This window comes from Neobacillus vireti (assembly GCF_036962345.1).
Classification (GTDB): Bacteria; Bacillota; Bacilli; order Bacillales; family Cytobacillaceae; genus Neobacillus; species Neobacillus vireti_A.
This window is the reverse complement of record NZ_JBALNB010000002.1, coordinates 38,015-61,872: the sequence shown is the minus strand read 5'-3', so window position 1 is coordinate 61,872 and position 23,858 is coordinate 38,015. Positions and strand designations below refer to the sequence as shown.

The 23,858-nt window shown below is 40.3% G+C and carries 19 protein-coding genes and 1 other annotated feature; of the genes, 17 read left to right on the top strand and 2 right to left on the bottom strand.

Going from position 1 to position 23,858, the window contains the following annotated elements:
• Positions 1-21 precede the first annotated feature (21 nt).
• The 4 genes from clpX (at position 22) to yihA (ending at position 6,215) form a co-directional block, all read left to right on the top strand.
• Positions 22-1,281, top strand: a complete 1,260-nt coding sequence (gene clpX / locus V7108_RS00835) for an ATP-dependent protease ATP-binding subunit ClpX (RefSeq protein WP_335510691.1) — start codon at positions 22-24, stop codon at positions 1,279-1,281.
• 161 nt (positions 1,282-1,442) lie between these two features.
• A complete protein-coding gene (gene lonB / locus V7108_RS00830) occupies positions 1,443-3,110 on the top strand; it encodes an ATP-dependent protease LonB (RefSeq protein ID WP_335567124.1) in 1,668 nt (555 codons plus the stop codon).
• 199 nt (positions 3,111-3,309) lie between these two features.
• Positions 3,310-5,637 carry an endopeptidase La gene (lon, locus tag V7108_RS00825; RefSeq protein WP_335567123.1) on the top strand — a complete coding sequence of 776 codons (2,328 nt, stop codon included), beginning with the start codon at positions 3,310-3,312 and terminating at the stop codon, positions 5,635-5,637.
• On the top strand, positions 5,634-6,215 hold the full coding sequence (yihA, locus tag V7108_RS00820; protein WP_335567122.1) for a ribosome biogenesis GTP-binding protein YihA/YsxC: 582 nt from the start codon (positions 5,634-5,636) through the stop codon (positions 6,213-6,215). Before lon ends, yihA begins: the two co-directional genes overlap by 4 nt.
• A 31-nt stretch (positions 6,216-6,246) precedes the next feature.
• Here the strand turns inward: yihA and V7108_RS00815 are convergent, their stop codons facing one another.
• Positions 6,247-6,735: a LiaF transmembrane domain-containing protein gene (locus tag V7108_RS00815; protein WP_335567187.1), complete on the bottom strand. Its 489-nt coding sequence runs from the start codon at positions 6,733-6,735 to the stop codon at positions 6,247-6,249.
• A gap of 264 nt (positions 6,736-6,999) precedes the next feature.
• On the opposite strand from V7108_RS00815, the gene hemA reads away from it, so the two are divergent.
• From hemA to ysxE, 8 genes are all read left to right on the top strand, one after another.
• The gene (hemA, locus tag V7108_RS00810; protein ID WP_335567121.1) at positions 7,000-8,340 is read left to right on the top strand and encodes a glutamyl-tRNA reductase; all 1,341 of its coding nucleotides are present in this window, start codon (positions 7,000-7,002) and stop codon (positions 8,338-8,340) included.
• Between the two features lie 12 nt (positions 8,341-8,352).
• Positions 8,353-9,186 (top strand): cytochrome C assembly family protein, encoded by an 834-nt coding sequence (locus tag V7108_RS00805; RefSeq protein ID WP_335567120.1) that lies wholly within the window; start codon positions 8,353-8,355, stop codon positions 9,184-9,186.
• Between the two features lie 12 nt (positions 9,187-9,198).
• Positions 9,199-10,137 (top strand): hydroxymethylbilane synthase, encoded by a 939-nt coding sequence (gene hemC / locus V7108_RS00800; RefSeq protein ID WP_335510703.1) that lies wholly within the window; start codon positions 9,199-9,201, stop codon positions 10,135-10,137.
• A complete protein-coding gene (locus tag V7108_RS00795) occupies positions 10,131-10,904 on the top strand; it encodes a uroporphyrinogen-III synthase (protein ID WP_335567119.1) in 774 nt (257 codons plus the stop codon). Before hemC ends, V7108_RS00795 begins: the two co-directional genes overlap by 7 nt.
• Positions 10,905-10,922: 18 nt before the next feature.
• Positions 10,923-11,903: a porphobilinogen synthase gene (gene hemB, locus V7108_RS00790; RefSeq protein ID WP_335567118.1), complete on the top strand. Its 981-nt coding sequence runs from the start codon at positions 10,923-10,925 to the stop codon at positions 11,901-11,903.
• A gap of 25 nt (positions 11,904-11,928) precedes the next feature.
• A complete protein-coding gene (hemL, locus tag V7108_RS00785; protein WP_335567117.1) occupies positions 11,929-13,215 on the top strand; it encodes a glutamate-1-semialdehyde 2,1-aminomutase in 1,287 nt (428 codons plus the stop codon).
• A gap of 569 nt (positions 13,216-13,784) precedes the next feature.
• The gene (gene spoVID, locus V7108_RS00780) at positions 13,785-14,903 is read left to right on the top strand and encodes a stage VI sporulation protein D (RefSeq protein WP_335567116.1); all 1,119 of its coding nucleotides are present in this window, start codon (positions 13,785-13,787) and stop codon (positions 14,901-14,903) included.
• A gap of 319 nt (positions 14,904-15,222) precedes the next feature.
• Complete coding sequence (gene ysxE / locus V7108_RS00775) at positions 15,223-16,260, top strand: spore coat protein YsxE (RefSeq protein ID WP_335567115.1); 1,038 nt, start codon at positions 15,223-15,225, stop codon at positions 16,258-16,260.
• Positions 16,261-16,277: 17 nt separating this feature from the next.
• On the opposite strand, the gene V7108_RS00770 is transcribed toward ysxE, so the two are convergent.
• A complete protein-coding gene (locus tag V7108_RS00770) occupies positions 16,278-16,475 on the bottom strand; it encodes a hypothetical protein (RefSeq protein WP_335510713.1) in 198 nt (65 codons plus the stop codon).
• Between the two features lie 170 nt (positions 16,476-16,645).
• Positions 16,646-16,889 (top strand) — a binding site (T-box leader).
• A 48-nt stretch (positions 16,890-16,937) separates the two neighbouring features.
• On the opposite strand from V7108_RS00770, the gene V7108_RS00765 reads away from it, so the two are divergent.
• From V7108_RS00765 to V7108_RS00745, 5 genes are all read left to right on the top strand, one after another.
• Entirely contained in the window at positions 16,938-19,583 is a 2,646-nt protein-coding gene (locus tag V7108_RS00765) for a valine--tRNA ligase (protein WP_335567114.1), read from the top strand.
• 118 nt (positions 19,584-19,701) lie between these two features.
• Positions 19,702-21,024, top strand: coding sequence for a bifunctional folylpolyglutamate synthase/dihydrofolate synthase (locus V7108_RS00760; protein ID WP_335567113.1), 1,323 nt, complete (start codon positions 19,702-19,704; stop codon positions 21,022-21,024).
• 70 nt (positions 21,025-21,094) lie between these two features.
• A complete protein-coding gene (locus tag V7108_RS00755; RefSeq protein ID WP_335567112.1) occupies positions 21,095-22,813 on the top strand; it encodes a sensor domain-containing diguanylate cyclase in 1,719 nt (572 codons plus the stop codon).
• Between the two features lie 188 nt (positions 22,814-23,001).
• The gene (locus V7108_RS00750; RefSeq protein WP_335567111.1) at positions 23,002-23,427 is read left to right on the top strand and encodes a type IV pilus modification PilV family protein; all 426 of its coding nucleotides are present in this window, start codon (positions 23,002-23,004) and stop codon (positions 23,425-23,427) included.
• Positions 23,415-23,849, top strand: coding sequence for a PilW family protein (locus V7108_RS00745; protein ID WP_335567110.1), 435 nt, complete (start codon positions 23,415-23,417; stop codon positions 23,847-23,849). The genes V7108_RS00750 and V7108_RS00745 overlap by 13 nt, the downstream gene beginning before the upstream one ends.
• Positions 23,850-23,858: the final 9 nt, after the last annotated feature.

The window sequence follows — 23,858 nt, the reverse complement described above, 5'->3', positions numbered from 1 at the left end:
CGTTTTCAAGGGGTGAAAGATTTGTTTAAATTTAATGATGAAAAAGGTCAATTAAAGTGTTCATTCTGTGGAAAAACACAAGACCAAGTACGTAAATTGGTTGCCGGACCAGGTGTATATATATGTGACGAGTGTATCGAGCTTTGCACAGAAATTGTCGAAGAAGAGCTGGGAACAGAAGAAGAAGTAGAATTTAAAGACGTTCCGAAGCCAAAAGAAATCTGTGAGATTCTTGATGAATATGTCATTGGTCAGGACCAAGCTAAAAAATCGCTTTCGGTTGCGGTTTACAACCATTATAAGCGTATCAATTCTAACAGCAAGATTGATGATGTTGAACTTGCTAAGAGTAATATCTGTATGATTGGACCAACGGGAAGTGGTAAAACATTATTAGCGCAAACATTAGCTCGTATTCTTAATGTTCCGTTTGCCATCGCTGATGCAACGTCTCTAACCGAAGCGGGTTATGTAGGTGAAGACGTTGAAAATATTCTTTTAAAATTAATACAAGCTGCTGATTATGATGTTGAAAAAGCAGAAAAGGGTATCATTTATATCGACGAAATTGATAAAATTGCCCGTAAATCTGAAAATCCTTCCATCACAAGAGATGTCTCTGGTGAAGGTGTACAGCAAGCATTATTGAAAATCTTAGAAGGTACGGTTGCGAGCGTTCCTCCACAAGGCGGACGTAAACATCCTCATCAGGAATTCATTCAAATTGATACAACAAATATTTTATTTATTTGTGGTGGAGCATTTGATGGAATCGAGCCAATTATTAAGCGCCGATTAGGTCAAAAGGTTATTGGTTTCGGTTCTGATGTGAAGCAAGTGGATATTACACAGAAAGAGCTTCTTTCAAAAGTGCTGCCTGAAGATTTACTTCGCTTCGGCTTAATTCCTGAATTCATCGGTCGTCTGCCTGTAATTGCAAGCCTTGAGCAATTAGATGAGTCCGCATTAATTGAAATCTTAACGAAGCCAAAGAATGCTTTAGTTAAGCAATATCAAAAAATGTTAGAAATCGATGAAGTTGAATTGGAATTCGAAGAAGGCGCCCTAATTGAAATCGCGAAGAAGGCGATTGAACGTAAAACAGGTGCCCGCGGATTGCGTTCTATTATTGAAGGAATCATGTTAGACGTGATGTTTGATCTGCCTTCTCGTAATGATATTCAAAAATGTATCATTACAAAAGAAACGGTCATCGATAATAGCCTTCCTAAGCTTATCTTAGAAGATGGAACGGTTGTAGCAGAGGAAAAATCAGCTTAATATAAAATGTAAGAGGATCCGGTAAATTTACTGGGTCCTTTTTTTTGTATATTATTCTATTATCCATCAACAGTTTCTTACAAATTGTGGTTTATTCCATCTCTATGCAGGAAATACTTATTAATATCTATTGAAGTATTCTTGTAGCAGGAGGGAAAAATATGAGTTGGACGGGGATTGCCTTATTTATACAGCTTTTTTTCGGGATAATTATCGGGCTGTATTTCTGGAATTTGCTTAGGAACCAACGGACACAGAAGGTTTCCATTGATCGGGAATCCCGTAAGGAAATGGAACAGCTTCGCAAAATGAGATCGATTTCATTAACAGAACCATTAGCAGAAAAAGTACGCCCTACAAGCTTCCATGATATTGTTGGACAAGAAGATGGTATAAAGTCATTGAAGGCAGCATTATGTGGTCCCAACCCTCAGCACGTGATTATTTATGGACCACCGGGGGTAGGGAAAACAGCTGCAGCCAGATTAGTTTTAGAAGAAGCGAAAAAAAATCAGAAATCACCATTTAAACAAAACTCAGTATTTATTGAATTAGATGCCACAACCGCTCGATTTGATGAAAGAGGGATTGCCGACCCGTTAATAGGATCGGTTCACGACCCGATTTATCAAGGGGCTGGAGCGATGGGACAAGCTGGAATTCCACAGCCGAAGCAAGGGGCTGTTACAAATGCACATGGTGGTGTCCTATTCATTGATGAGATTGGCGAACTACATCCAATTCAAATGAACAAGCTGTTAAAGGTCCTTGAGGATCGTAAGGTATTTCTTGAAAGTGCCTATTATCATGAGGAAAATAATCAAATCCCTACACATATCCATGACATTTTTAAAAATGGGCTTCCTGCTGATTTTCGCTTAATCGGTGCAACAACAAGAACGCCTAGTGAAATACCGCCAGCGATTCGGTCGCGCTGTATGGAAGTTTTCTTTAGAGAATTAACACAAGAAGAGATCATTCAGGTTGGTAAAAAAGCGGCTGAAAAAGTGAATTTAGACATTAGTGAAGTTGGATTAGATATTTTATCTACATATGCAAGGAATGGGCGCGAAGCCGTAAATATGGTTCAGATTGCGGCCGGGCTTGCCATTACGGATGAACGAAATTTTATAAAAGATGAAGATTTAGAATGGGTTGCTCATTCCAGTCAATTGTCTCCAAGAATGGAAAGGAAAATCAATGACGATTCACGGGTCGGCCTTGTTAATGGATTAGCTGTTTATGGACCAAATACAGGGGCGCTTCTTGAAATCGAGGTAACGGTGATCCCTGCGAAGGATAAAGGTTCCATTAACATTACTGGAATTGTCGATGAAGAAAGTATTGGCGGCCAAGGTAAATCTATCCGTAGAAAAAGTATGGCACGCGGATCGATTGAAAATGTTATTACTGTTCTTCGGTCGATGGGTGTTCCAGCTGATGATTTTGATATTCATGTAAATTTCCCAGGCGGGGTTCCAATTGACGGTCCCTCGGCAGGTATTGCGATGGCAACAGGAATCTATTCTGCCATATATAAAATCCCAATTGATAACAAAGTAGCAATGACGGGAGAAATAAGCATCCATGGGAATGTTAAGCCAATCGGCGGTGTTTACCCGAAAGTAAAGGCAGCCAGGAAGGCAGGAGCCACGACCGTGATCATTCCTGAGGAAAACGTGCAGTCGATTTTAAATGAAATAACAGGAATTCGCCTTGTTCCAGTTACGCATTTGAGTGAAGTCTTTGACGTTGCTCTTGTCCATAACCAGCCGCTCAATCAAGTGATTCCGGCTTCTATCGAGCTATCCAAAAAAGAATCCATTTAAACGATAACACTTCGGTTGTCTGACCGAAGTGTTTTTTATGAAAGAAATCTTAGAGCTTGGGGAAAATTAATTATTGACAACACATTCTTAAGCTTTCGTAATATTAGACACATATTTGCAAATAAGATAGAATTGTACAAAGATGTTTTTCTTGTTATCAGCAGGAAAGATTGATTAATGCATGTGGAGGTGCAAGTTAATGGCGGAAGATAGAGAATTGATCGTCCCCCTCCTGCCGCTTCGAGGGTTGCTGGTGTATCCGACAATGGTTCTTCATTTAGATGTAGGCCGTGAAAGGTCGGTTGAAGCTCTTGAAAAAGCGATGGTAGATGACCATTTAATTTTTTTAACGACACAAAAGGATATAGCTATAGACGAGCCATCTGAAGAAGATTTATACGAAATTGGTACCTTAACAAAGGTAAAACAAATGCTTAAGCTTCCGAACGGTACGATACGAGTGCTGGTTGAGGGACTAAATAGAGCAAAAATCCAGTCGTTCCATGATGAAGACGACTATTATGCAGTCAGTATTGTGACTTATGATGAACCGACAACCAAGGATGTTGAGGATCAGGCATTAATGAGAACAATGCTAGAGTATTTCGAGCAATACATAAAGTTATCGAAGAAAATTTCGGCTGAAACGTATACTTCCGTTGTAGATATTGAGGAACCAGGCAGAATGGCTGATATTATTGCTTCCCATTTGCCAATCAAACTAAAGGAAAAACAAGAAATCCTCGAAATGATTGATGTCAAAAAACGCATGAATAGCGTCATTTCAACGATTCAAAATGAAAAAGAAGTACTTAATCTTGAGAAAAAGATTGGGCAGCGCGTAAAGCGCTCCATGGAAAGAACGCAAAAGGAATATTATTTGCGTGAGCAAATGAAGGCAATTCAGAAGGAATTAGGCGATAAAGAAGGTAAAACTGGTGAAATTGCCGAACTTACTGAAAAAATTAAAAATGCCGGTATGCCTGAACATGTTCAGCAGACTGCCTTGAAAGAACTTGACCGTTATGAGAAAGTTCCGTCCAGTTCAGCTGAAAGTGCAGTTATTCGCAACTATATCGAGTGGCTGGTTACCATTCCATGGTCAAAAAAGACCGATGACGATATTGATATAAATCGCGCTGAGAAAATCCTGAATCAGGACCATTTTGGTCTCGAAAAAGTAAAGGAACGTGTATTGGAGTTTTTGGCGGTACAAAAGCTGACGAATTCCTTAAAAGGACCAATTCTATGTCTGGCTGGACCTCCTGGAGTGGGGAAAACCAGCTTAGCCCGTTCCATTGCGAATTCATTAAATCGTAATTTTGTCCGTGTCTCCCTTGGAGGCGTTCGTGATGAGTCCGAAATTCGCGGTCACCGAAGAACGTATGTCGGGGCAATGCCAGGTCGGATTATTCAAGGAATGAAAAAAGCGGGCACGATTAATCCAGTCTTTTTGTTAGACGAGATTGATAAAATGTCGAGTGACTTCCGCGGCGATCCATCCTCTGCCATGCTTGAAGTTTTAGACCCTGAACAAAACCATAATTTTAGTGATCATTATATTGAAGAAACATATGACCTTTCCAAAGTCATGTTTATTGCAACTGCCAATAACTTATCCACGATTCCGGGCCCACTGCTGGATCGAATGGAAATTATCACAATTGCAGGCTACACTGAACTTGAAAAAGTCCATATTACAAGAGATCATTTGCTCCCGAAGCAAATAAAAGAAAATGGACTGACTAAAGGGATTCTGCAGGTACGCGATGATGCCATCCTTAAGGTAGTGAGATATTATACCCGTGAAGCTGGGGTACGGAGTATGGAGAGGCAAATGGCTACCATCTGCCGGAAGACAGCAAAAATCGTGGTTTCTGGAGAGAAAAAACGAGTGATCGTAACGGAAAAGAACGTCGAGGAGTTCTTAGGTAAACCAAGGTACCGGTATGGTCAAGCTGAAACAGAAGATCAGGTCGGTGTTGCAACAGGTCTAGCCTACACAACGGTGGGCGGCGATACACTGCAGATTGAAGTTTCCTTGTCTCCTGGTAAGGGTAGACTTGTTCTAACAGGTAAGCTGGGCGATGTCATGAAGGAATCTGCGCAGGCTGCCTTTAGTTATGTACGTTCTAAAGCTGGAGAGCTAGGAATTGAAGAAGATTTTCATGAAAAATATGACGTACACATTCACGTTCCAGAAGGGGCTGTTCCAAAAGATGGACCTTCTGCGGGAATAACAATGGCTACTGCCCTGGTGTCCGCCTTAACAGGAAGAGCGATTCGACGTGAAGTAGGGATGACAGGAGAAATTACCCTTAGAGGAAGGGTTCTCCCAATTGGCGGCTTAAAGGAAAAAACACTCAGTGCCCATAGAGCGGGATTAACAAAGGTCATTCTTCCGAAAGATAATGAATTGGATATCGATGATATACCAGAAAGTGTTAGAAATGAAATTGAGTTTGTCCTTGTTTCACATGTCGATGAAGTTCTCCGGCATGCACTAGTAGAAGGTGGTTTGCAATGAAAGTAGTAAGTTCAGATATCGTCATCAGTGCCGTGAGGCCGGAGCAGTACCCAGAAACAGAACTGCCTGAATTTGCCTTGGCCGGACGATCAAATGTAGGCAAGTCTTCTTTTATTAATAAGATGTTAAATCGAAAAGGTCTTGCAAGAATATCGTCTAAGCCAGGAAAAACTCAAACGTTAAACTTTTATTTAATTAATGAAATTCTACATTTTGTCGATGTTCCTGGTTATGGATATGCCAAGGTTTCGAAGTCGGAACGGGCAGCGTGGGGGAAGATGATTGAAACGTATATCACCACTCGTGAACAGCTAAGAGCTGTCGTTTTGATTGTTGACTTAAGGCACCCGCCGACCCAGGATGATATCATGATGTACGACTTCCTTAAGCATTATGACATTCCGTGTATCGTCATCGCGACGAAAGCAGATAAAATCCCAAGAGGAAAGTGGCAGAAATATTTAAAAGTCACAAAAGAAACCCTCGACTTAGCAGAAAATGACCAAATTGTCCTTTTCTCATCCGAAACGGGCGAAGGTAAAGACAAAGCGTGGTCGATTTTACAAAGTTATATTTAAAAAGTAACGTCAGGCGATTCATAGCCTGACGTTATTTTTTTCTCCGAAAAAGAAAGTAGATCCCGACCAGAATAATAATCGCCGGCCAAAACTTCCAGGCGAAACTTAAACCATTTTGAAGTAAATTTAGGTATTCTGTAACTTTATCGTAAAATAATAGCAATAATGCCAATACTAAAAAAAGAAAGGCTTGAAATAAACCGTTATTGTTTTTTTGAAAACGAAGAAAGCATCCGATGGATATAAATAATACCAGCATCCCAATCGTATTGTTCGGCCAGAAAGAGATTTTTCCCGCAAGATGAAAATGGAGACCGAAGCCCGCGATGATAACTCCAGGCAGTATAGCTTCATAATCATTTGCTGAATATCCCTGTCCTAAAAATGCCACGCCAACAATAATAAGAAGGGTTGGCCATGAATACAATGGTTGTAGAGCTGTAAATCCTGATTGCTGTAAGAATAAAAAGGCACCAAAGCCTATGAGAATAATTCCAGGAAATATCCGTTGATTCTTCATTTTAACACCACTTCCAGTAAGGTTTACTTGAATCTCTTCTGTTTTTTTGGTACTGTACATAAGATGATACATTATTAAAACATAACTTTTTTCCTATTTAACAGGTTTATTCTAGATATAAAGCTTCCGCTTTTTATAGTAACATATTGTTTCGCTTTCTGTTCACAATTTAAGGGTAAATTTGAAAAAACCCATGTTATAATCAGACTAGTTAATTATGTAGCAGGAGTTTTATTGTATTACTTATTGGGGGTGTTCTTAGAAATGCATATTGTAGTAATCGGTTTAAACTATAAAACTGCCCCTGTGGAAATCCGTGAGCGGTTGACATTTAATGAAGCCGAACTTGCGGATGCCATGACAAAATTAAATTCTAAAAAAAGCATCCTGGAAAATATCATTGTGTCGACATGTAATCGTACAGAGATTTATGCAGTTGTCGATCAAATGCATACAGGTCGCTATTATGTGAAGGAATTTCTATCTGAATGGTTCGGAATTGAACAATCTGAGTTTTCACCATTTCTATTTGTTTATGAAGAGGACGGTGCGGTTGAGCATTTATTCAAGGTAGCATGCGGTCTTCATTCAATGGTGTTAGGGGAAACACAAATTTTAGGGCAGGTTCGGTCAAGCTTTATATTAGCGCAAGAACAAGGAACAACTGGCACAGTCTTCAACCACCTTTTTAAGCAGGCCATCACAGTGGCGAAACGTGGACACGCTGAAACCGATATCGGTGCCAATGCTGTATCCGTCAGCTATGCTGCTGTAGAACTAGCAAAGAAAATTTTCGGTTCGCTTGAGAACAAACATGTGTTAATTTTTGGTGCCGGAAAAATGGGTGAGTTAGCAGCCCAAAATCTGCATGGCAATGGTGTTAAAAAGGTTTCAGTTATTAACCGTACATTTGAGAAGGCACAGGTTCTGGCTGCGCGTTTTGCTGGAAATGCCAAAACAGTTGATGACCTTCAAAAAACGCTTATTGATGCAGATATTTTGATTAGTTCTACGGGTGCGAAGGATTTTGTTATCACGAAAGCCATGATGGAAAAAGTGGAAAAGCAGCGTAAGGGTAAGCCATTATTTATGGTGGATATTGCTGTTCCGCGGGACTTAGATCCAAAAATTGCAGAACTAGAAAGTGTATTTTTATATGATATCGATGATTTAGAGGGGATTGTTGAGGCAAACCTTCAGGAGCGGAAGAAAGCAGCTCAAGTCATTATGCTGATGATAGAAAAGGAAATCGTTGATTTCAAACAATGGCTAGGAACGCTGGGCGTGGTTCCAGTTATCGCTGCTCTTAGAGATAAGGCTGGTGCGATTCAATCTGAAACAATGGTCAGCCTTGAACGTAAGCTGCCGCATTTATCAGACCGTGATATTAAGGTATTAAACAAACATACAAAGAGCATTATTAATCAGCTATTAAAAGATCCTATCTTACAAGCAAAAGAATTGGCTGCTCGTCCTGACGCCGATGAGGCATTGGACTTATTTATGAAAATATTTAATATTGAAGAGCTTGTTGAAAAACAAACAAAAGCAGCCGAAACCAAAAATGCAATGGTTCATGTACCTCAGGCTACTTTTCAGTCATAAGAGGTACTCATTATGTATGACTTTTATATGACACGACTGCACGAATTGACAGTAGTCCTATATGCCTTCAGTGTATTGTTATATTTTTTCGATTTTCTCAATCATAACCGGAAGGCAAACCGTATTGCCTTCTGGTTACTTGCGTTTGTATGGGTTTTACAAACAATCTTCCTAACCTCTTATATGATAAAAACAGGCAGATTTCCTGCGTTAACGATATTTGAGGGTCTTTATTTTTATGCATGGGTATTGGTTACGCTATCACTCGGAATTAACAAACTGCTGAAGGTAGACTTTATCGTCTTTTTTACAAATATTCTTGGTTTTATTGTTATTGCGATCCACACGTTTGCTCCAGTTCAATATGATTCACATGTGATAAGCAACCAGCTTATGTCTGAACTCTTGCTTATACATATCACGATGGCAATCTTATCGTATGGGGCTTTCTCATTATCTTTCGTCCTTTCGCTTCTCTATCTGATTCAATATGACTTGTTGAAGAGGAAAAAGTGGGGAGCGAGACTTTTGAGAATCGCAGATTTAAGCAAGCTGGAGAGGTCTTCTTATATTTTAGTAGTCATAGGAGTTCCTATGCTGTTATTAAGCCTAATTCTTGGCTTACAGTGGGCCATTTTAAAGGTTCCAGGAATGCCTTGGTATGATATGAAAATTGTAGGTTCATTTCTTTTATTAACAGGCTACAGTATTTATTTGTACCTGCGAATTGTAAAAAACATGTCAGGCAGACAACTAGCCCTTTGGAACGTCGGATCTTTTTTAGTTGTATTAGTTAACTTTTTCTTATTTGGTCAATTATCATCATTTCATTTTTGGTACTCATAATAGGAGGCAGTCATGAGAAAAATTATCGTAGGTTCTAGACGCAGTAAATTGGCTTTAACACAAACAAATTGGGTAATTGAACAGCTGAAAAAGCTCGGAGGACCTTTTGAATTTGAAGTAAAAGAAATTGTCACAAAAGGGGACAAAATCCTTGATGTGACCCTTTCAAAAGTAGGCGGAAAAGGCTTATTTGTGAAGGAAATCGAGCAGGCTATGATGGATAAAGAGATTGATATGGCTGTTCATAGTATGAAAGACATGCCGGCCGTGCTTCCAGAGGGGCTGACAATTGGCTGTATTCCTTTCCGTGAGGACCACCGTGATGCATTGATTTCAAGAGACCATATTAAGCTAAAAGATTTGAAGCCTGGATCCATTATTGGCACTAGCAGTCTTCGCCGCAGTGCACAGCTGTTAGCGCAGCGTCCTGATTTAGAAATTAAATGGATCCGTGGTAACGTCGATACGAGATTACAAAAGCTTAAAGATGAGGAATACGACGCAATAATCCTAGCTGCGGCAGGCCTTTCACGTCTTGGCTGGGCAAAGGAAACCATCACTGAATTTATTGACGAGGATATTTGTGTACCGGCTGTTGGACAAGGGGCATTATCAATCGAATGCCGCGAGGATGATAAAGAACTTCTTGAACTCTTTGAAAAATTCACATGCAAGAAAACGGAAAGAGCTGTTAAAGCGGAACGTGCTTTTCTTCATAAAATGGAAGGCGGCTGCCAAGTGCCAATCGCTGGTTTCGCCCAAATACAGGAAAATGATGAAATCGCTCTAACGGTATTAGTTGGTTCCCCTGAAGGTCAGGAAATCTTCAAAGAAGAAGTGAGAGGCCAAGATCCAGAGGCACTTGGTATTCAAGCGGCAGACCTGCTAATCGAAAAAGGAGCTAAAGACCTTATCGAAAGGGTTAAACGGGAGCTCGAAGGTCAATGCTAGAACCATGTGGTTTGAAAGACAAAAAGGTCCTTGTTCCACGCGGAACAGGGCAGGCAAAATCCTTTTCACAACTTGTAGAAAAGTATGGAGGGATTTCAATCGAAATCCCTCTAATTGCGTTTCGTCCGATTGAAATCAATCAGCGTCTTCAAACTGCAATGGATCAAATTGATACATATGAGTGGATTATCTTTACGAGCAATGTCACGGTGGAAACTTTCTTTTCTTTTAAAAAAAAGGAAGAGTTCTGCAGCTTCCCGAAGATTGCTGTTATTGGAAAAAAAACCGAAGAAGTCTTGAATGAATTTGGCTTACATGCCGAATTTGTCCCATCGGCCTATGTGGCAGAGGTTTTTGTTGAAGAATTTCTTCCTTTTGTCGAAAAAGGGTCAAAAATTCTTTTGCCAAAAGGAAATCTGGCCAGGGAATATATCGCAAGCTCGCTCATTCAGAACGGTTCGTATGTAGATGAAATCGTCATTTACGAAACATACATGCCGACTGAGAGCCGTGAAAAACTAGCTGGGATGCTTTCTGCAGGTGAGCTGGACATTCTAATGTTTACGAGTCCCTCCACTGTGGACCATTTAATGAGTGTGGTGCAGGAGTACAAACTTGAGAGTCATCTAGAGCAATGCATTATAGGCTGCATTGGACCGGTCACCGAGAAAAAATTGCTCTCTTACGGATTGCCAATCCATGCCTCACCTGAGGAATACACCGTGAAAGAAATGATTAAAAGTACAATAAAATACTTAGAAAAATGATTTTGGGGGTAAATATAAATGGAACTTCAATTTTCACGTCATCGCCGCTTACGTTCAAGTGCTAATATGCGCGCACTTGTAAGAGAAAATCACTTGCGGCCAGAGGACTTCATCTATCCGTTATTTATTTATGAAGGCGAAAACATTCGTAAGGAAGTATCATCCATGCCAGGTGTATTCCAGGTATCAATGGACAATTTAAAAGCTGAAATGGATGATATCGTAGCACACGGAATTAAGTCTGTTTTATTATTTGGAATTCCGGCTGTAAAGGATGAGTGTGGAACACAGGCGTTTCATGATCACGGAATCATTCAAGTTGCCACTCGTTACATAAAAGAACATTACCCAGAGATGATTGTTGTCGCAGATACTTGTTTGTGTGAATATACCAGCCACGGTCACTGCGGTGTCGTAGAAGGAGAACAGGTACTTAACGACGAATCTCTTGAATTACTCGTGAAAACAGCGATTGCTCAAGCAGAGGCCGGAGCAGACATCATTGCACCGTCAAATATGATGGACGGCTTCGTGGCAGCTATTCGTGCTGGCTTAGATGAAGCGGGATTTAAAGAGATTCCGATTATGTCCTATGCGGTTAAATATGCTTCAGCATTCTACGGACCGTTTCGTGAAGCTGCTGAGGGAGCACCGCAATTTGGAGATCGTAAAACCTATCAAATGGACCCTGCCAACCGGATGGAGGCATTTAGAGAAGCTGAATCGGATGTTGCTGAGGGCGCCGACTTTTTAATCGTGAAACCAGGATTACCTTATCTTGATATCGTCCGTGATGTAAAAAACAACTTCAATCTTCCAGTGGTTATTTACAATGTCAGCGGTGAATATGCAATGGTGAAGGCAGCCGCTGCAAACGGCTGGATTGATGAAAAGAATACAGTTCTAGAAATGTTAGTAGGGATGAAGCGGGCAGGTGCTGATTTGATTATTACGTATGCAGCAAAAGATGCATGCCGCTGGCTAAAAGAGGATCAATAATATCAACTGAAAAGAGGAACGCAAAATGCGCTCATATACAAAATCAATTGAAGCCTTTAAAGAAGCTCAAAACTTAATGCCTGGCGGGGTGAACAGCCCGGTACGTGCATTTAAATCTGTGAATATGGATCCAATTTTCATGGAAAGAGGAAAAGGATCAAAAATCTATGATATTGATGGCAATGAATATATTGATTATGTATTGTCATGGGGTCCGTTAATCCTTGGTCACTCTAACGATCGAGTGGTGGAAGGAATCAAAAAGGTGGCTGAGCTTGGTACGAGCTATGGTGCACCAACGTTAATGGAAAATGAATTGGCGAAGCTAGTGATTGAACGTGTACCATCGATTGAAGTGGTAAGAATGGTATCTTCCGGAACAGAAGCAACGATGAGTGCGCTTCGCCTAGCACGCGGCTATACGGGCCGTAATAAGATTTTAAAATTCGAAGGTTGTTACCATGGACATGGTGATTCCCTATTGATTAAGGCAGGCTCTGGCGTCGCTACACTTGGTTTGCCAGACAGCCCCGGTGTTCCTGAAGGAATTGCTAAAAATACGATCACAGTCCCTTACAATGACCTAGAAGCAGTGAAATATGCTTTTAAACAATTTGGCGACGATATTGCTTGTATCATCGTCGAGCCTGTTGCTGGAAATATGGGTCTTGTACCACCATTACCAGGATTCTTAGAGGGTCTTCGTGAAATTACGACCGAAAAGGGAGCATTGCTGATTTTTGATGAGGTAATGACAGGCTTCCGTGTAGGCTACAATTGTGCTCAAGGCTATTTCAATATCACTCCGGATATCACTTGTCTTGGAAAAGTAATCGGAGGAGGACTTCCAGTTGGTGCATACGGAGGTAAAGCGGAAATCATGAAGCAAATTGCTCCATCCGGACCAATCTATCAGGCAGGAACACTTTCCGGAAATCCGCTTGCGATGACGGCAGGTTATGAGACTTTAAGTCAACTAACACCAGAGCACTACCAGGAGTTCAAACGTTTAGGCGACTTACTCGAAAAAGGAATCACGGAGGCAGCTAAAAAATATGATATTCCTGTTACCTTTAACCGTGCTGGTTCTATGATTGGGTTCTTCTTCACCAATGAAGACGTCATTAACTATGAAAAAGCAAAAACGTCGAACCTAGACTATTTTGCTGCCTACTACCGCGAAATGGCTGAACAAGGTGTATTCCTGCCGCCATCTCAGTTTGAAGGTTTATTCTTATCTACCGAACACACCGATGAAGACATCGAAAAAACAATCAAAGCAGTAGAAGTAGCATTTTCAAAACTTAAATAATACCTTTTACAGACACTTATCAACTTGATGAGTGTCTTTTATTTTTTTAGTGGAGCCGAAGCGACCGTGAGATGGAAAAAGAAAGAGTTTCGATCAATGCAGGAGGTCTGGAGTGACCGAGAGATGGAAAAAGGAAGAGTTTCAGTCCATGCAGGAGGTCTGGAGTGACCGAAAGATGGAAAAAGAAAGAGTTTCAGTCAATGCAGGGGGTCTGGAGTGACCGAAAGATGGAAAAAGAAAGAGTTTCGGTCAATGCAGGAGGTCTGGAGTGACCGAGAGATGGAAAAAGGAAAAGTTTAGGTCAATGCAGGAGGTCTGGAGTGACCGAAACATAGAAAAAGAAAGATTTTCGGTCAATGCAAGTGGATCAGGAATATTCCGGTCTATGTGAATGACCCCTTGAATAATCATATATCCCATAGAAATTTTTATACCCAATCCAATGAAACTACCCTACCCCTAATCTTTTTTACATCAAAAGGCATTTTTATCATATTTAAAAGCATTAGTTCATAAAGTGTAAGTGACATAGTGATTTTACGTGAAAGGAAACGAAAGGAGGAGTCGCTTTGTCTCAAGAGAATCAATCGTGCCTGCGATTTTCCTTGGAGGAATCTTTGTGGTTTAGAAAGGGACAGGAAGTAGCAGAACTTGTGTCGATTTCTCTAGACCCGGATATTACCATCCAAGAAAACGATCAATACGTAACCATACGTGGTTCGCTAGAATTAACAGGGGAATATAGAAATGACGAAGATAGCGCTGAGAATGATGATGAAAATGTACCACACCAAAAGTATGTAGAAAGAGTGGATCCCCAGGAGGAAGGAATCTGTGAATTCACACACCGTTTTCCTGTTGATATTACCATTCCAAACAACCGAATTCAAAGTATCTACGATATCGACGTCATCGTCGAGTCATTTGATTATGCCCTCCCGGAGCGCAGCTGTCTGAAACTATCCGCAGAATTAACCATCAGCGGCTTGTACGATTCATCCTTGCAGCAAGAGGATGAGGAAGTGGAAGAAGAGGCAGTGGAAGAAGAGGAGTTTGAAGTACTCCATCGTTATCAGGTGGAAGCTCCGGAACAAGCTGAACAAGAAGAAGAAACACAACTAGAAGAAAATCAATTTGAGGATACTTTCTTGTTTGAAGCAGAAGCCAGAAAGCAGCCAGAGGAAGAGAAAAAGGTTGAAGCTTTTCCGAAATTCCCAACCTTTACCTATCAGGAACCTGAAGAGGAAGAAGAGGAAGAAACACCTCAGCAGCCTGCCATATTTGAGTTTGCCCGTAGTGAAGTAAGCGAGCAGGTTGAGGTGAAACAGCAAGTGGAAGAAGCTCCTGCAGCACCAATTGCGGAAGTGGCAAAGGAGCCTGCGCAACAGAAGGAACCTGTGATGGAAGAGAGTTCCTCCTCACCTGAAGAACCGCCTAAGCAGGCAAAAAAGAAGCCAGGCAAAAAGAAAACAATGACACTCACGGAGTTCTTTGCCCGCAAGGAAGATAGCTCCGATCAAGCTAGATTAAAAGTTTGCATTGTTCAAAAGGGCGATACACTCGACAGTCTTTCCGATCGTTACGACGTTTCTGTCCCAAATCTACTTAGATATAACAATCTCGAACTCAATCAAGATGTGTACGAGGGTCAAGTACTATATGTACCAGTTGCATTAGCGAAAAAATAACTAAACGATACAAGGTGAGCGGGTGTTAAACCTGCTCACATCTTTTTAAGAACAAGATAATAAAAGTTTTTGGAACTTAGTTTACTGTCTAGCTCCAGCGCCCTAGCGGCTAGTGTCCTTCGCTCTCCGCCCTACGATAAGTCAAACACGAACGCGCCTCCGTCTCTTCGTGTTTCCTTTATCTCAGTTGGAGCGCTCCACAAGGAACGCTTCGGCAGCATAGGCTTCGCACGAAGAAAAAGCGGTAGCTTTTTCGAGGAGGCCATACGCCGCTGACCAGGGCACTTACGCTTTTCTAATGAAAGGCAGTTGAAAGCCGATGAGTGAATCAAATCTGGTGGATCCACTACTACCCATATTAAACAACTATCAAGTAAAACCGTATTATGTTGAAGAACATGGCAATATAAAAAAAATCTATTCCGATAAGGGTACGTTTGCATTAAAGAAAATTGTCCCAACAACCGGAACCGATTTTATCCGACATGTTCATCTGCTTTATCAAAAGGGATATAATCGGATTGTACCGATCTATCCAACCATTGACGGAAGATATGCAGTCCTGCATGATAAGGCTCTCTATTACTTAATGCCTTGGATGCCCAATGAAGTAAAGGGAGAACGCGAGCATAAACATCAACAGCTATTTCGGGAATTAGCAAGGCTCCACACGCTCTCTGCTAAAGAAATCACAGTGAATAAAGAGGAGCGGACAGAGCATTATGAGAAAACCATCGAATTACTTGATAAAAAACAGGAGTTTCTTGATGGTTTTATTGATGAATGTGAAAAAAAGACGTATATGTCACCGTTTGAACTCGTGTTTTGCTTGTACTATAACGAAATAACCCAGGCACTTCGTTTTTCAAAAACCAAATTTGAGGAATGGTATGAAAAAACAAAGGAAGAAGAAAAAGCACGAATGGTGATTACCCATGGAAAATTATCAACCGAGCATTTTCTTTATGACGACAAAGGGTATGGTTACTTTATTAACTTTGAAAATGCCCGTTTCGGCTCACCGATTCATGATTTATTGCCATATCTTTCACGGTCCTTTAACACGCGGCCAACACGGAATGATGAATCAGTTGACTGGGTGTACCATTATTTTAAATATTTTCCTTTTAAAGCCGATGAGAAACTTCTTTTCCATAGTTATTTGGCCTACCCGATTCCCATCATCCAGGTAGTCGAACGGTATTATAAAAAAGAAAAGCCCAAAAATGAACTGAAATATGTACGGATGCTGCAGCGTAAATACTGGAATTTAAAGAATTCAGAGTATGTAGTGATGAGGATGACAGAGATAGACGAACAACAAAAGAAGGCAAAAGAAGGAGCCCAGCAGCAATAACTTTTGCTTTTGGGCTCTTAAACTATTTCAAAGTAGATCGATACGGCAATCGCAATAAAAACGCATAATAATAAAACATCAAAAACGGTTGGAATAAACAGGGTTCGGATTAATTGAAAAATTGTAAACGGCAGTACCAGCTGCGCGAATACTCCCCTAATGGTTCGATACCAAGGAGTGTAGGCATACTTGGTGATAAATTTCCTCCGCTTCATACATACCTTCCTCTCCAAAATGGCATTTCTTTTATGTATATTCTTCCTGTCTAATGAATTCCCCTAATTCCTTAACGTTTTTTTCAAAATGGTATATAATATAAAAAAATTGGCTATCATTATTGACGCCAAGATAACTTTTTGGGTAGTATAACTATATCAATTAAAAAGCAAAAGCATAGACAGGGAAGAGTACGATGTGCCCCTGCTTCAAGAGAGGGAAGCCATTAGCTGAAAGGTTTCCTAAGCAGACACTCGGAAGGTCGCCCTTGAGCTTCTTTAGTGAACGGATTCCACGTACGAATCTTATTAGTTAAAGACGGATCAAATCCGTTATCCATTTAAGCGCCAACTCAATTTTTTTAGGGTTGGAAAAAAGGTGGTACCGCGAAGCAAACTCCATTCGTCCTTTTATGACGAGTGGGGTTTTTTGTTGTTGATTGGAAAAAGGAGGAAAACGAAATGGAAACAAAAGAAATTACCATGCCGACGAAGTATGACCCACAGGCGATCGAGCAGGGACGTTATGAATGGTGGTTAAAAGGAAAGTTTTTTGAAGCTCAGAATGATGAAGGCAAACAGCCTTATACCATCGTAATTCCACCGCCAAACGTTACCGGAAAGCTTCATTTAGGGCATGCTTGGGATACAACACTACAAGATATTGTTACACGTATGAAGCGGATGCAAGGGTATGATGTTCTATGGCTCCCTGGAATGGACCACGCTGGTATTGCTACGCAGGCGAAGGTTGAAGAAAAGCTCCGCAGTGAAGGCAAAAGTCGTTACGATTTAGGACGTGAAAAGTTCGTAGAAGAAACATGGAAGTGGAAGGAAGAGTATGCCTCCCATATCCGCCAGCAATGGGCGAAATTAGGTCTAGGATTAGACTACAGCCGTGAGCGTTTCACGCTAGATGAAGGTTTATCTGCAGCGGTTCGGGAAGTATTCGTTACTCTATATAAAAAAGGTCTTATCTACCGCGGCGAATACATTATAAACTGGGATCCATCCACGAAGACGGCTCTATCTGATATCGAAGTTATCTACAAGGATGTACAAGGTGCCTTTTATCATATGAAATATCCGTTAGCTGACGGTTCTGGACATATCGAAGTAGCGACTACCCGTCCGGAAACCATGCTTGGTGATACAGCGGTTGCGGTTCATCCAGAAGATGAGCGCTACAAGCACTTAATTGGAAAAACTGTTATCCTGCCGATCGTTGGCCGTGAGATTAAAATTGTTGGCGATGATTATGTGGATATGGAATTCGGTTCTGGTGCCGTTAAAATTACTCCAGCACATGATCCGAACGATTTTGAAATTGGTAACCGCCATAATCTTGAACGTGTTCTTGTAATGAACGAAGACGGCACAATGAACGACAGAGCCGGAAAATACAAAGGGTTGGATCGTTTTGAATGCCGAAAGCAAATTGTGAAGGACCTTCAAGAACAAGGTGTTCTTTTTAAAATTGAAGAGCATTTGCACTCCGTTGGACATTCCGAGCGCAGCGGGGCAGTAGTTGAGCCTTACCTTTCCACACAATGGTTTGTTAAAATGCAGCCACTTGCCGACGAAGCGATTGCACTGCAAAATAAAGAAAACAAAGTTAATTTTGTACCTGATCGTTTCGAAAAAACGTACCTGCACTGGATGGAGAATATCCGCGACTGGTGTATTTCAAGACAGCTTTGGTGGGGTCATCGAATTCCTGCTTGGTATCATAAGGAAACAGGCGAAGTTTATGTTGGACACGAAGCTCCTGCAGACAGTGAAAATTGGGAACAGGATAAAGACGTATTGGATACGTGGTTTAGTTCAGCGCTATGGCCATTTTCCACAATGGGCTGGCCAAATGTAGAGGCAGAGGACTTCAAGCGCTTCTTCCCAACAGATGTACTTGTAACCGGCTATGATATCATCTTCTTTTGGGTTTCTAGAATGATTTTCCAAAGCCTTGAATTTACCGGTGACCGGCCATTTAAAGATGTACTAATCCATGGCTTAGTTCGTGACGAACAAGGTCGTAAGATGAGTAAATCTCTTGGTAACGGAGTGGACCCAATGGATGTTATCGCAAAATACGGTGCAGATTCCCTACGTTACTTCCTTTCAACTGGAGGCTCTCCAGGCCAGGATTTACGTTTTAGCTTTGAAAAAGTTGAATCTACTTGGAATTTTGCTAATAAGATTTGGAATGCTTCTCGTTTTGCCTTGATGAACATGGATGGCATGACCTATGAAGAGATTGATTTTAGCGGTGAAAAATCAGTTGCAGATAAATGGATCCTCACTCAATTAAACGAAACGATTGAAAGTGTTACGAAGCTTTCAGAGCGTTACGAATTCGGAGAAGCTGGTCGCGCCCTTTACAACTTTATCTGGGATGATTTCTGTGATTGGTATATTGAAATGGCAAAGCTTCCTTTATACGGTGAGGATGAAGCTGCAAAGAAAACAACACGTTCGATACTTGCATATGTTCTCGATCAGACGATGAGATTGTTACATCCGTTTATGCCATTCATTACCGAGGAAATCTGGCAGAACCTTCCACATAATGGCGAGTCCATTACAACTGCCAAGTGGCCTGAGGTAATTACAGCTTATTCGGATGAACAAGCAGCACAGGAAATGAAGATGTTAATGGAAATGATTCGATCTGTTCGAAATATCCGTGCAGAAGTTAACACGCCAATGAGCAAAAAGATTAAAATGCTTATTAAGGCAAAGGATGAATCCGTATTAAAAGCGATTGAAAAGAACCGGAGTTATATTGAAAAATTCTGTAACCCAGAAGAACTACAAATGGGTACAAATCTCGAAACGCCGGAGAAGGCTATGACAGCTGTGATTACCGGGTTGGAAATCTACCTGCCACTTGAAGGTTTGATTAACATTGACGAAGAAATTGCTCGTCTACAAAAAGAATACGACAAGTTAACAAAAGAAGTAGAGCGAGTTGAAAAGAAACTAAACAACGAAGGCTTTATGAAAAAAGCTCCGGAAAGCGTTGTTGCCGAGGAGCGTGCAAAAGAAAAAGACTATCGTGAGAAACGAGCACTTGTTGAGGCGCGCATTAATGAGCTAAAAGGTTTATAATAAGAAGTGAAGACGAGTCCAAAATAGGATTCGTCTTCTTTTAGAAAGGCTCTTTTCTCAACTTTGTTGCTTTTTCAATACGATAACAGCCTTCAAAAAATAAAATGGGGTGTCATAGATGTTTACAAAATATAGCGAAGCCCTTGAATGGATTCATGGAAGATTACGACTTGGGATTAAACCAGGACTAGCCCGAATGGAATGGATGATGGACAAGCTAGGTCATCCTGAACGGAAAATGAAAACCGTACATATAGGCGGTACAAATGGTAAAGGTTCAACGGTGACCTACCTGCGCTGTATTCTTGAAGCGGCAGGCTACTCCGTTGGAACATTTACATCACCATATATTGAACAATTCAATGAGCGGATTTCTGTTAATGGAAGGCCAATCTCTGACGAAGAAATCCTGGAGTTAACGAATGTGATTCGTCCCCTTGCGGATGAATTAGAAAAAACCGAGCTAGGCGGACCAACCGAGTTTGAAGTGATTACGGCGATGTCATTCTATTATTTTGCGAATGTAAATCAGGTGGACATTGTCATCTATGAAGTCGGCTTGGGCGGAAGATTTGATTCTACGAATATTATTCAGCCAATCGCATCTATCATCACAAACATTGGTTTGGATCATACCAATATTCTAGGCTATACGTACGGAGAAATTGCCTTTGAAAAAGCGGGGATTATCAAAGATGGGATACCTACTTTCACCGCAGTGAAAAATGAAGAGGCAATTAAGGTCATTACAGAACAGGCTGAAAAAAAGCAGGCAGCTCTTTTTAGATTGAATCAGGATTTTAAAGTAACCTCCCACAGCCCACAAGCGAATGGAGAGATTTTTACTCTAAAACAAGCTGGACAGACTTTAGAGCAATTGGAAATTGGTATGATTGGCCAGCACCAAACTGAAAATGCAGCCTTAGCCGTCATGGCAGCTCAGTCCATAAATCAAGATGAGAATTTTATTATTACCGAAGAAGCTATAAGAACAGGATTAAAGACAGCCTATTGGCCAGGAAGATTTGAAATCCTTTCCAATCAACCACTTGTCATTATTGATGGTGCCCATAATGACGAGGGTATTTCGGCACTTGTTCAGGAACTTTCCACTCGTTATTCTAACAATAGTATTCATATTGTATTTGCCGCTTTAAAGGATAAAAAGCTGGACAAAATGATTGCACAATTGGATCAAATCGCAGATGAAATTTCCTTTGTATCCTTTGATTTTCCTCGGGCAGCTCAAGCGGAAGATTTATTTGCTTTAAGTAAATCCAAAAATAAAGTTATGGCATACAAATGGGATACACATCTTTCTGAGGTTATTAAATCTCTACAGAACGAACAAATTCTAGTCGTTACAGGATCTTTGTATTTTATTTCAGAGGCGAAACCGTATTTAAGTGAATTTTTGAAAAACAATAAGATTTCATTATGACAGGCTATTGAATTTTTGGTAAAATAGATATATCTTGATTTCAAAATAATCTCAGGTGGGAGGGGTAAGAATGACAGTTGCCGCAAAAACAAAACGAAATATTTTTCTTGTCTGGCTCTTGTTGGTTCCAGCAGGAATGTGGTTTACTTATCAAACTTTCCCTCCTCACTTTTCAGGGAAATGGGTAGATTTACTAGCATTTTTGATCTTAACATCTGTTGTTGCCTTTATGCCAATGGTGATCAATAATACCCCTATTTTCTTAATTCAGTGGGTATCACTCGCAACATTTTTAAGTTTTGGACTATTTGTTGAAATGGTATTTGCACAGGCAGCTGTTATACTGCTGCTGCTTAGGCTGCGAATTCCAAATGAACAAATTTTTCGAGTCCCACTAAACTTGATTATGTTTTTTATCGTATCTTTCGTAAGCGGTATCGTGTATTACTCTCTTGGTGGACAAACCGGTCCCAGCCTAATAAATGATCCGCATTCCCTTTGGCTTGCAGGAGTATATGCAGTGGTGAGTTACCTCCTTAATCAGGTCATCGTCTCCTTTAATCTATACTTTATTTATAAGAGTAAGGGATCCTACTTTGGGAAGGATTTCGTCGTAGAGACGGTTACCACATTTATTACTTTGCCGCTAGGCTTTGTGCTTTATATGTTTTATAACCATGTAGACCTGTTAGCGCTTGTGATTGTAGCTTTTCCGTTTGCAAGTTTATCCATCATTTTTAAGCTTTATTATGCCAGCGAAAAAATTAACGCCTATTTACAAAAGGCTGCTGAAATTGGACACCAAATGGCAGAGCGGCTGGAGGTAAATGGGGTAATTGATCTGTTCATTCAAAAGCTAAGCGAAATGCTTCCAGTAGACTATGCCTATATCTTCGAGGTCGTAAATGAGGACGAGCTTCAATTAATCCGTCGTATTCAAGATGGAGATCATGAATTACCATTGAACATCCCCAAGTTAAAAAAGAATGAAGGAATAAGCGGATTTGTTTGGTTAAAAGAGAAAGCGCATTTATATGCAACAGGCAAGCAATGGAAACGATATTCGAAAGGAAATATTCCTGCTGATGCGGAAAGTATTCTAGCCGTACCAATTCGGAAAAATAAAAAGGTAATTGGTGTAGTATTGTTAGCTTCCAAACGTAAAAGAGCATACGAAAAAACTCAGTTGATGATCGTTGATATCTTATGTTCCTATTTTGCGGTGGCAATGGAAAATGCAAAGCATTATGAAGTAACAAAATCACAGAGCGAACGTTGCGCGTTAACGAAATTATATAATTATCGCTACTTTGAAAAATTATTAACCGAAGAATTCGATAAACTGTACCAATTTGAACGCAAGGTATTATCATTAATCATTCTGGATATTGACCATTTTAAAGCAGTCAATGATACGTACGGGCACCAAAGTGGAAATGAAATTCTATGTGAATTGGCTGCCAGATTAAATAGTCTGATAGATTCACGGGGAACGGTCGCTCGGTACGGCGGTGAAGAATTTGTAGTTTTACTGCCGGACGTTGATAAAGAGGAAGCCTATCAAATGGCAGAAATGATTAGACAATCTATTGCCAACTGGCCATTTACGCTGCAGCAAACCTTAGAGTTTAAGCAGCATCAAATAAAAATTACGGCTTCGATGGGCGTCGCGACAGCACCTGAGGATGCAGAAGAACCGTTGGCTTTGGTACGGCATGCGGATCGGGCACTGTATGTTGGGGCTAAAAGGGCTGGAAGAAACCGGGTTGCGGAATATTCATCCTGTTAACTATTCAAAAGGTGACCATAAATGTTATTTTCTAGCATTTATGGTGGCCTTTTTTTAATTGGTACTATATGACTATCTATTGAAAAGTAAATATCTTACTGCTAAACTGAAAATGATATAATAGAACAAAAAAATACAAATAAATACAAATACTTTGATAGATTAATAAAAATAAAGGGGTGGTGAGTATGAACGAAAAAGGGATGACTTTAATTGAAATTTTGGCATCAATTGTAATCTTGTCTATAATCGTTGTTTCTCTTTTGTCCTTTTTTGTTCAAACAGCACGCTCCAATAATGTTTCGAAAAATATAATGGATGCTACCTATGTAGCAGAAAATGAAATGGAAGAAGTGTATAGCCAGATAAAAGCTTCAACATCTCTTGCAACTCTTGCAACTCCTGCAGGGTACACACAAAAAGGCAAAACGACAGTTACTGCTTTTTATGAGAAAAACGTACCACTGGTTAATCCTAAACATTATATAACACTAGAGTTGGTGTCCGCAGCAGTAGGAGACCCAATAGTAAAAGTTAAGGTAAAAGTATATAAAGATAATACAAAAGCCATGCTAGAAGCACAAATGGAGATGTTAGTGCAATGGAAAAAATAATAGAAAAAAATATATTAAATAGTGAGAAAGGTGTGACTTTAGTAGAGATTTTGGCTGGTTTAGCTCTCCTATCGATGATACTGCTCTTGGTAAATTCTGTGCACTTATTTAGCCAAAAACAAACAATATCTCAAACGAAAGATGTACAGCAACAATCGGACGTTAGACTTGCTGCTAATATTTTAACTAAAGATATCAGAAGAGCGGAAAGTGTCAAAGTTGATAGTTCTACAAAATTTGAAATCAAAAAAGCAACTAGTGCTACTCCTGATAAATATTTGTATGATGGCAAAGATCTGTTAAAAAATAGTGTGCCCTTAATAACAGGTATACCAAATTTCTCCATAATGAAAAACTCCGAGCGCAGTATTTCCTTAACAATCGGAACACTCCCAAAAACAACGATTACGATTAGAAAATAGGTGAGATAA

Bases quoted from the DNA above. Each gene is read 5' to 3' on its own strand.
- lonB (WP_335567124.1), top strand. From the start codon at position 1,443: ATGAGTTGGACGGGGATTGCCTTATTTATACAGCTTTTTTTCGGGATA.
- lon (WP_335567123.1), top strand. From the start codon at position 3,310: ATGGCGGAAGATAGAGAATTGATCGTCCCCCTCCTGCCGCTTCGAGGG.
- yihA (WP_335567122.1), top strand. From the start codon at position 5,634: ATGAAAGTAGTAAGTTCAGATATCGTCATCAGTGCCGTGAGGCCGGAG.
- V7108_RS00815 (WP_335567187.1), bottom strand. From the start codon at position 6,735: ATGAAGAATCAACGGATATTTCCTGGAATTATTCTCATAGGCTTTGGT.
- hemA (WP_335567121.1), top strand. From the start codon at position 7,000: ATGCATATTGTAGTAATCGGTTTAAACTATAAAACTGCCCCTGTGGAA.
- V7108_RS00805 (WP_335567120.1), top strand. From the start codon at position 8,353: ATGTATGACTTTTATATGACACGACTGCACGAATTGACAGTAGTCCTA.
- hemC (WP_335510703.1), top strand. From the start codon at position 9,199: ATGAGAAAAATTATCGTAGGTTCTAGACGCAGTAAATTGGCTTTAACA.
- V7108_RS00795 (WP_335567119.1), top strand. From the start codon at position 10,131: ATGCTAGAACCATGTGGTTTGAAAGACAAAAAGGTCCTTGTTCCACGC.
- hemB (WP_335567118.1), top strand. From the start codon at position 10,923: ATGGAACTTCAATTTTCACGTCATCGCCGCTTACGTTCAAGTGCTAAT.
- hemL (WP_335567117.1), top strand. From the start codon at position 11,929: ATGCGCTCATATACAAAATCAATTGAAGCCTTTAAAGAAGCTCAAAAC.
- ysxE (WP_335567115.1), top strand. From the start codon at position 15,223: ATGAGTGAATCAAATCTGGTGGATCCACTACTACCCATATTAAACAAC.
- V7108_RS00770 (WP_335510713.1), bottom strand. From the start codon at position 16,475: ATGAAGCGGAGGAAATTTATCACCAAGTATGCCTACACTCCTTGGTAT.
- V7108_RS00765 (WP_335567114.1), top strand. From the start codon at position 16,938: ATGGAAACAAAAGAAATTACCATGCCGACGAAGTATGACCCACAGGCG.
- V7108_RS00760 (WP_335567113.1), top strand. From the start codon at position 19,702: ATGTTTACAAAATATAGCGAAGCCCTTGAATGGATTCATGGAAGATTA.
- V7108_RS00755 (WP_335567112.1), top strand. From the start codon at position 21,095: ATGACAGTTGCCGCAAAAACAAAACGAAATATTTTTCTTGTCTGGCTC.
- V7108_RS00750 (WP_335567111.1), top strand. From the start codon at position 23,002: ATGAACGAAAAAGGGATGACTTTAATTGAAATTTTGGCATCAATTGTA.
- V7108_RS00745 (WP_335567110.1), top strand. From the start codon at position 23,415: ATGGAAAAAATAATAGAAAAAAATATATTAAATAGTGAGAAAGGTGTG.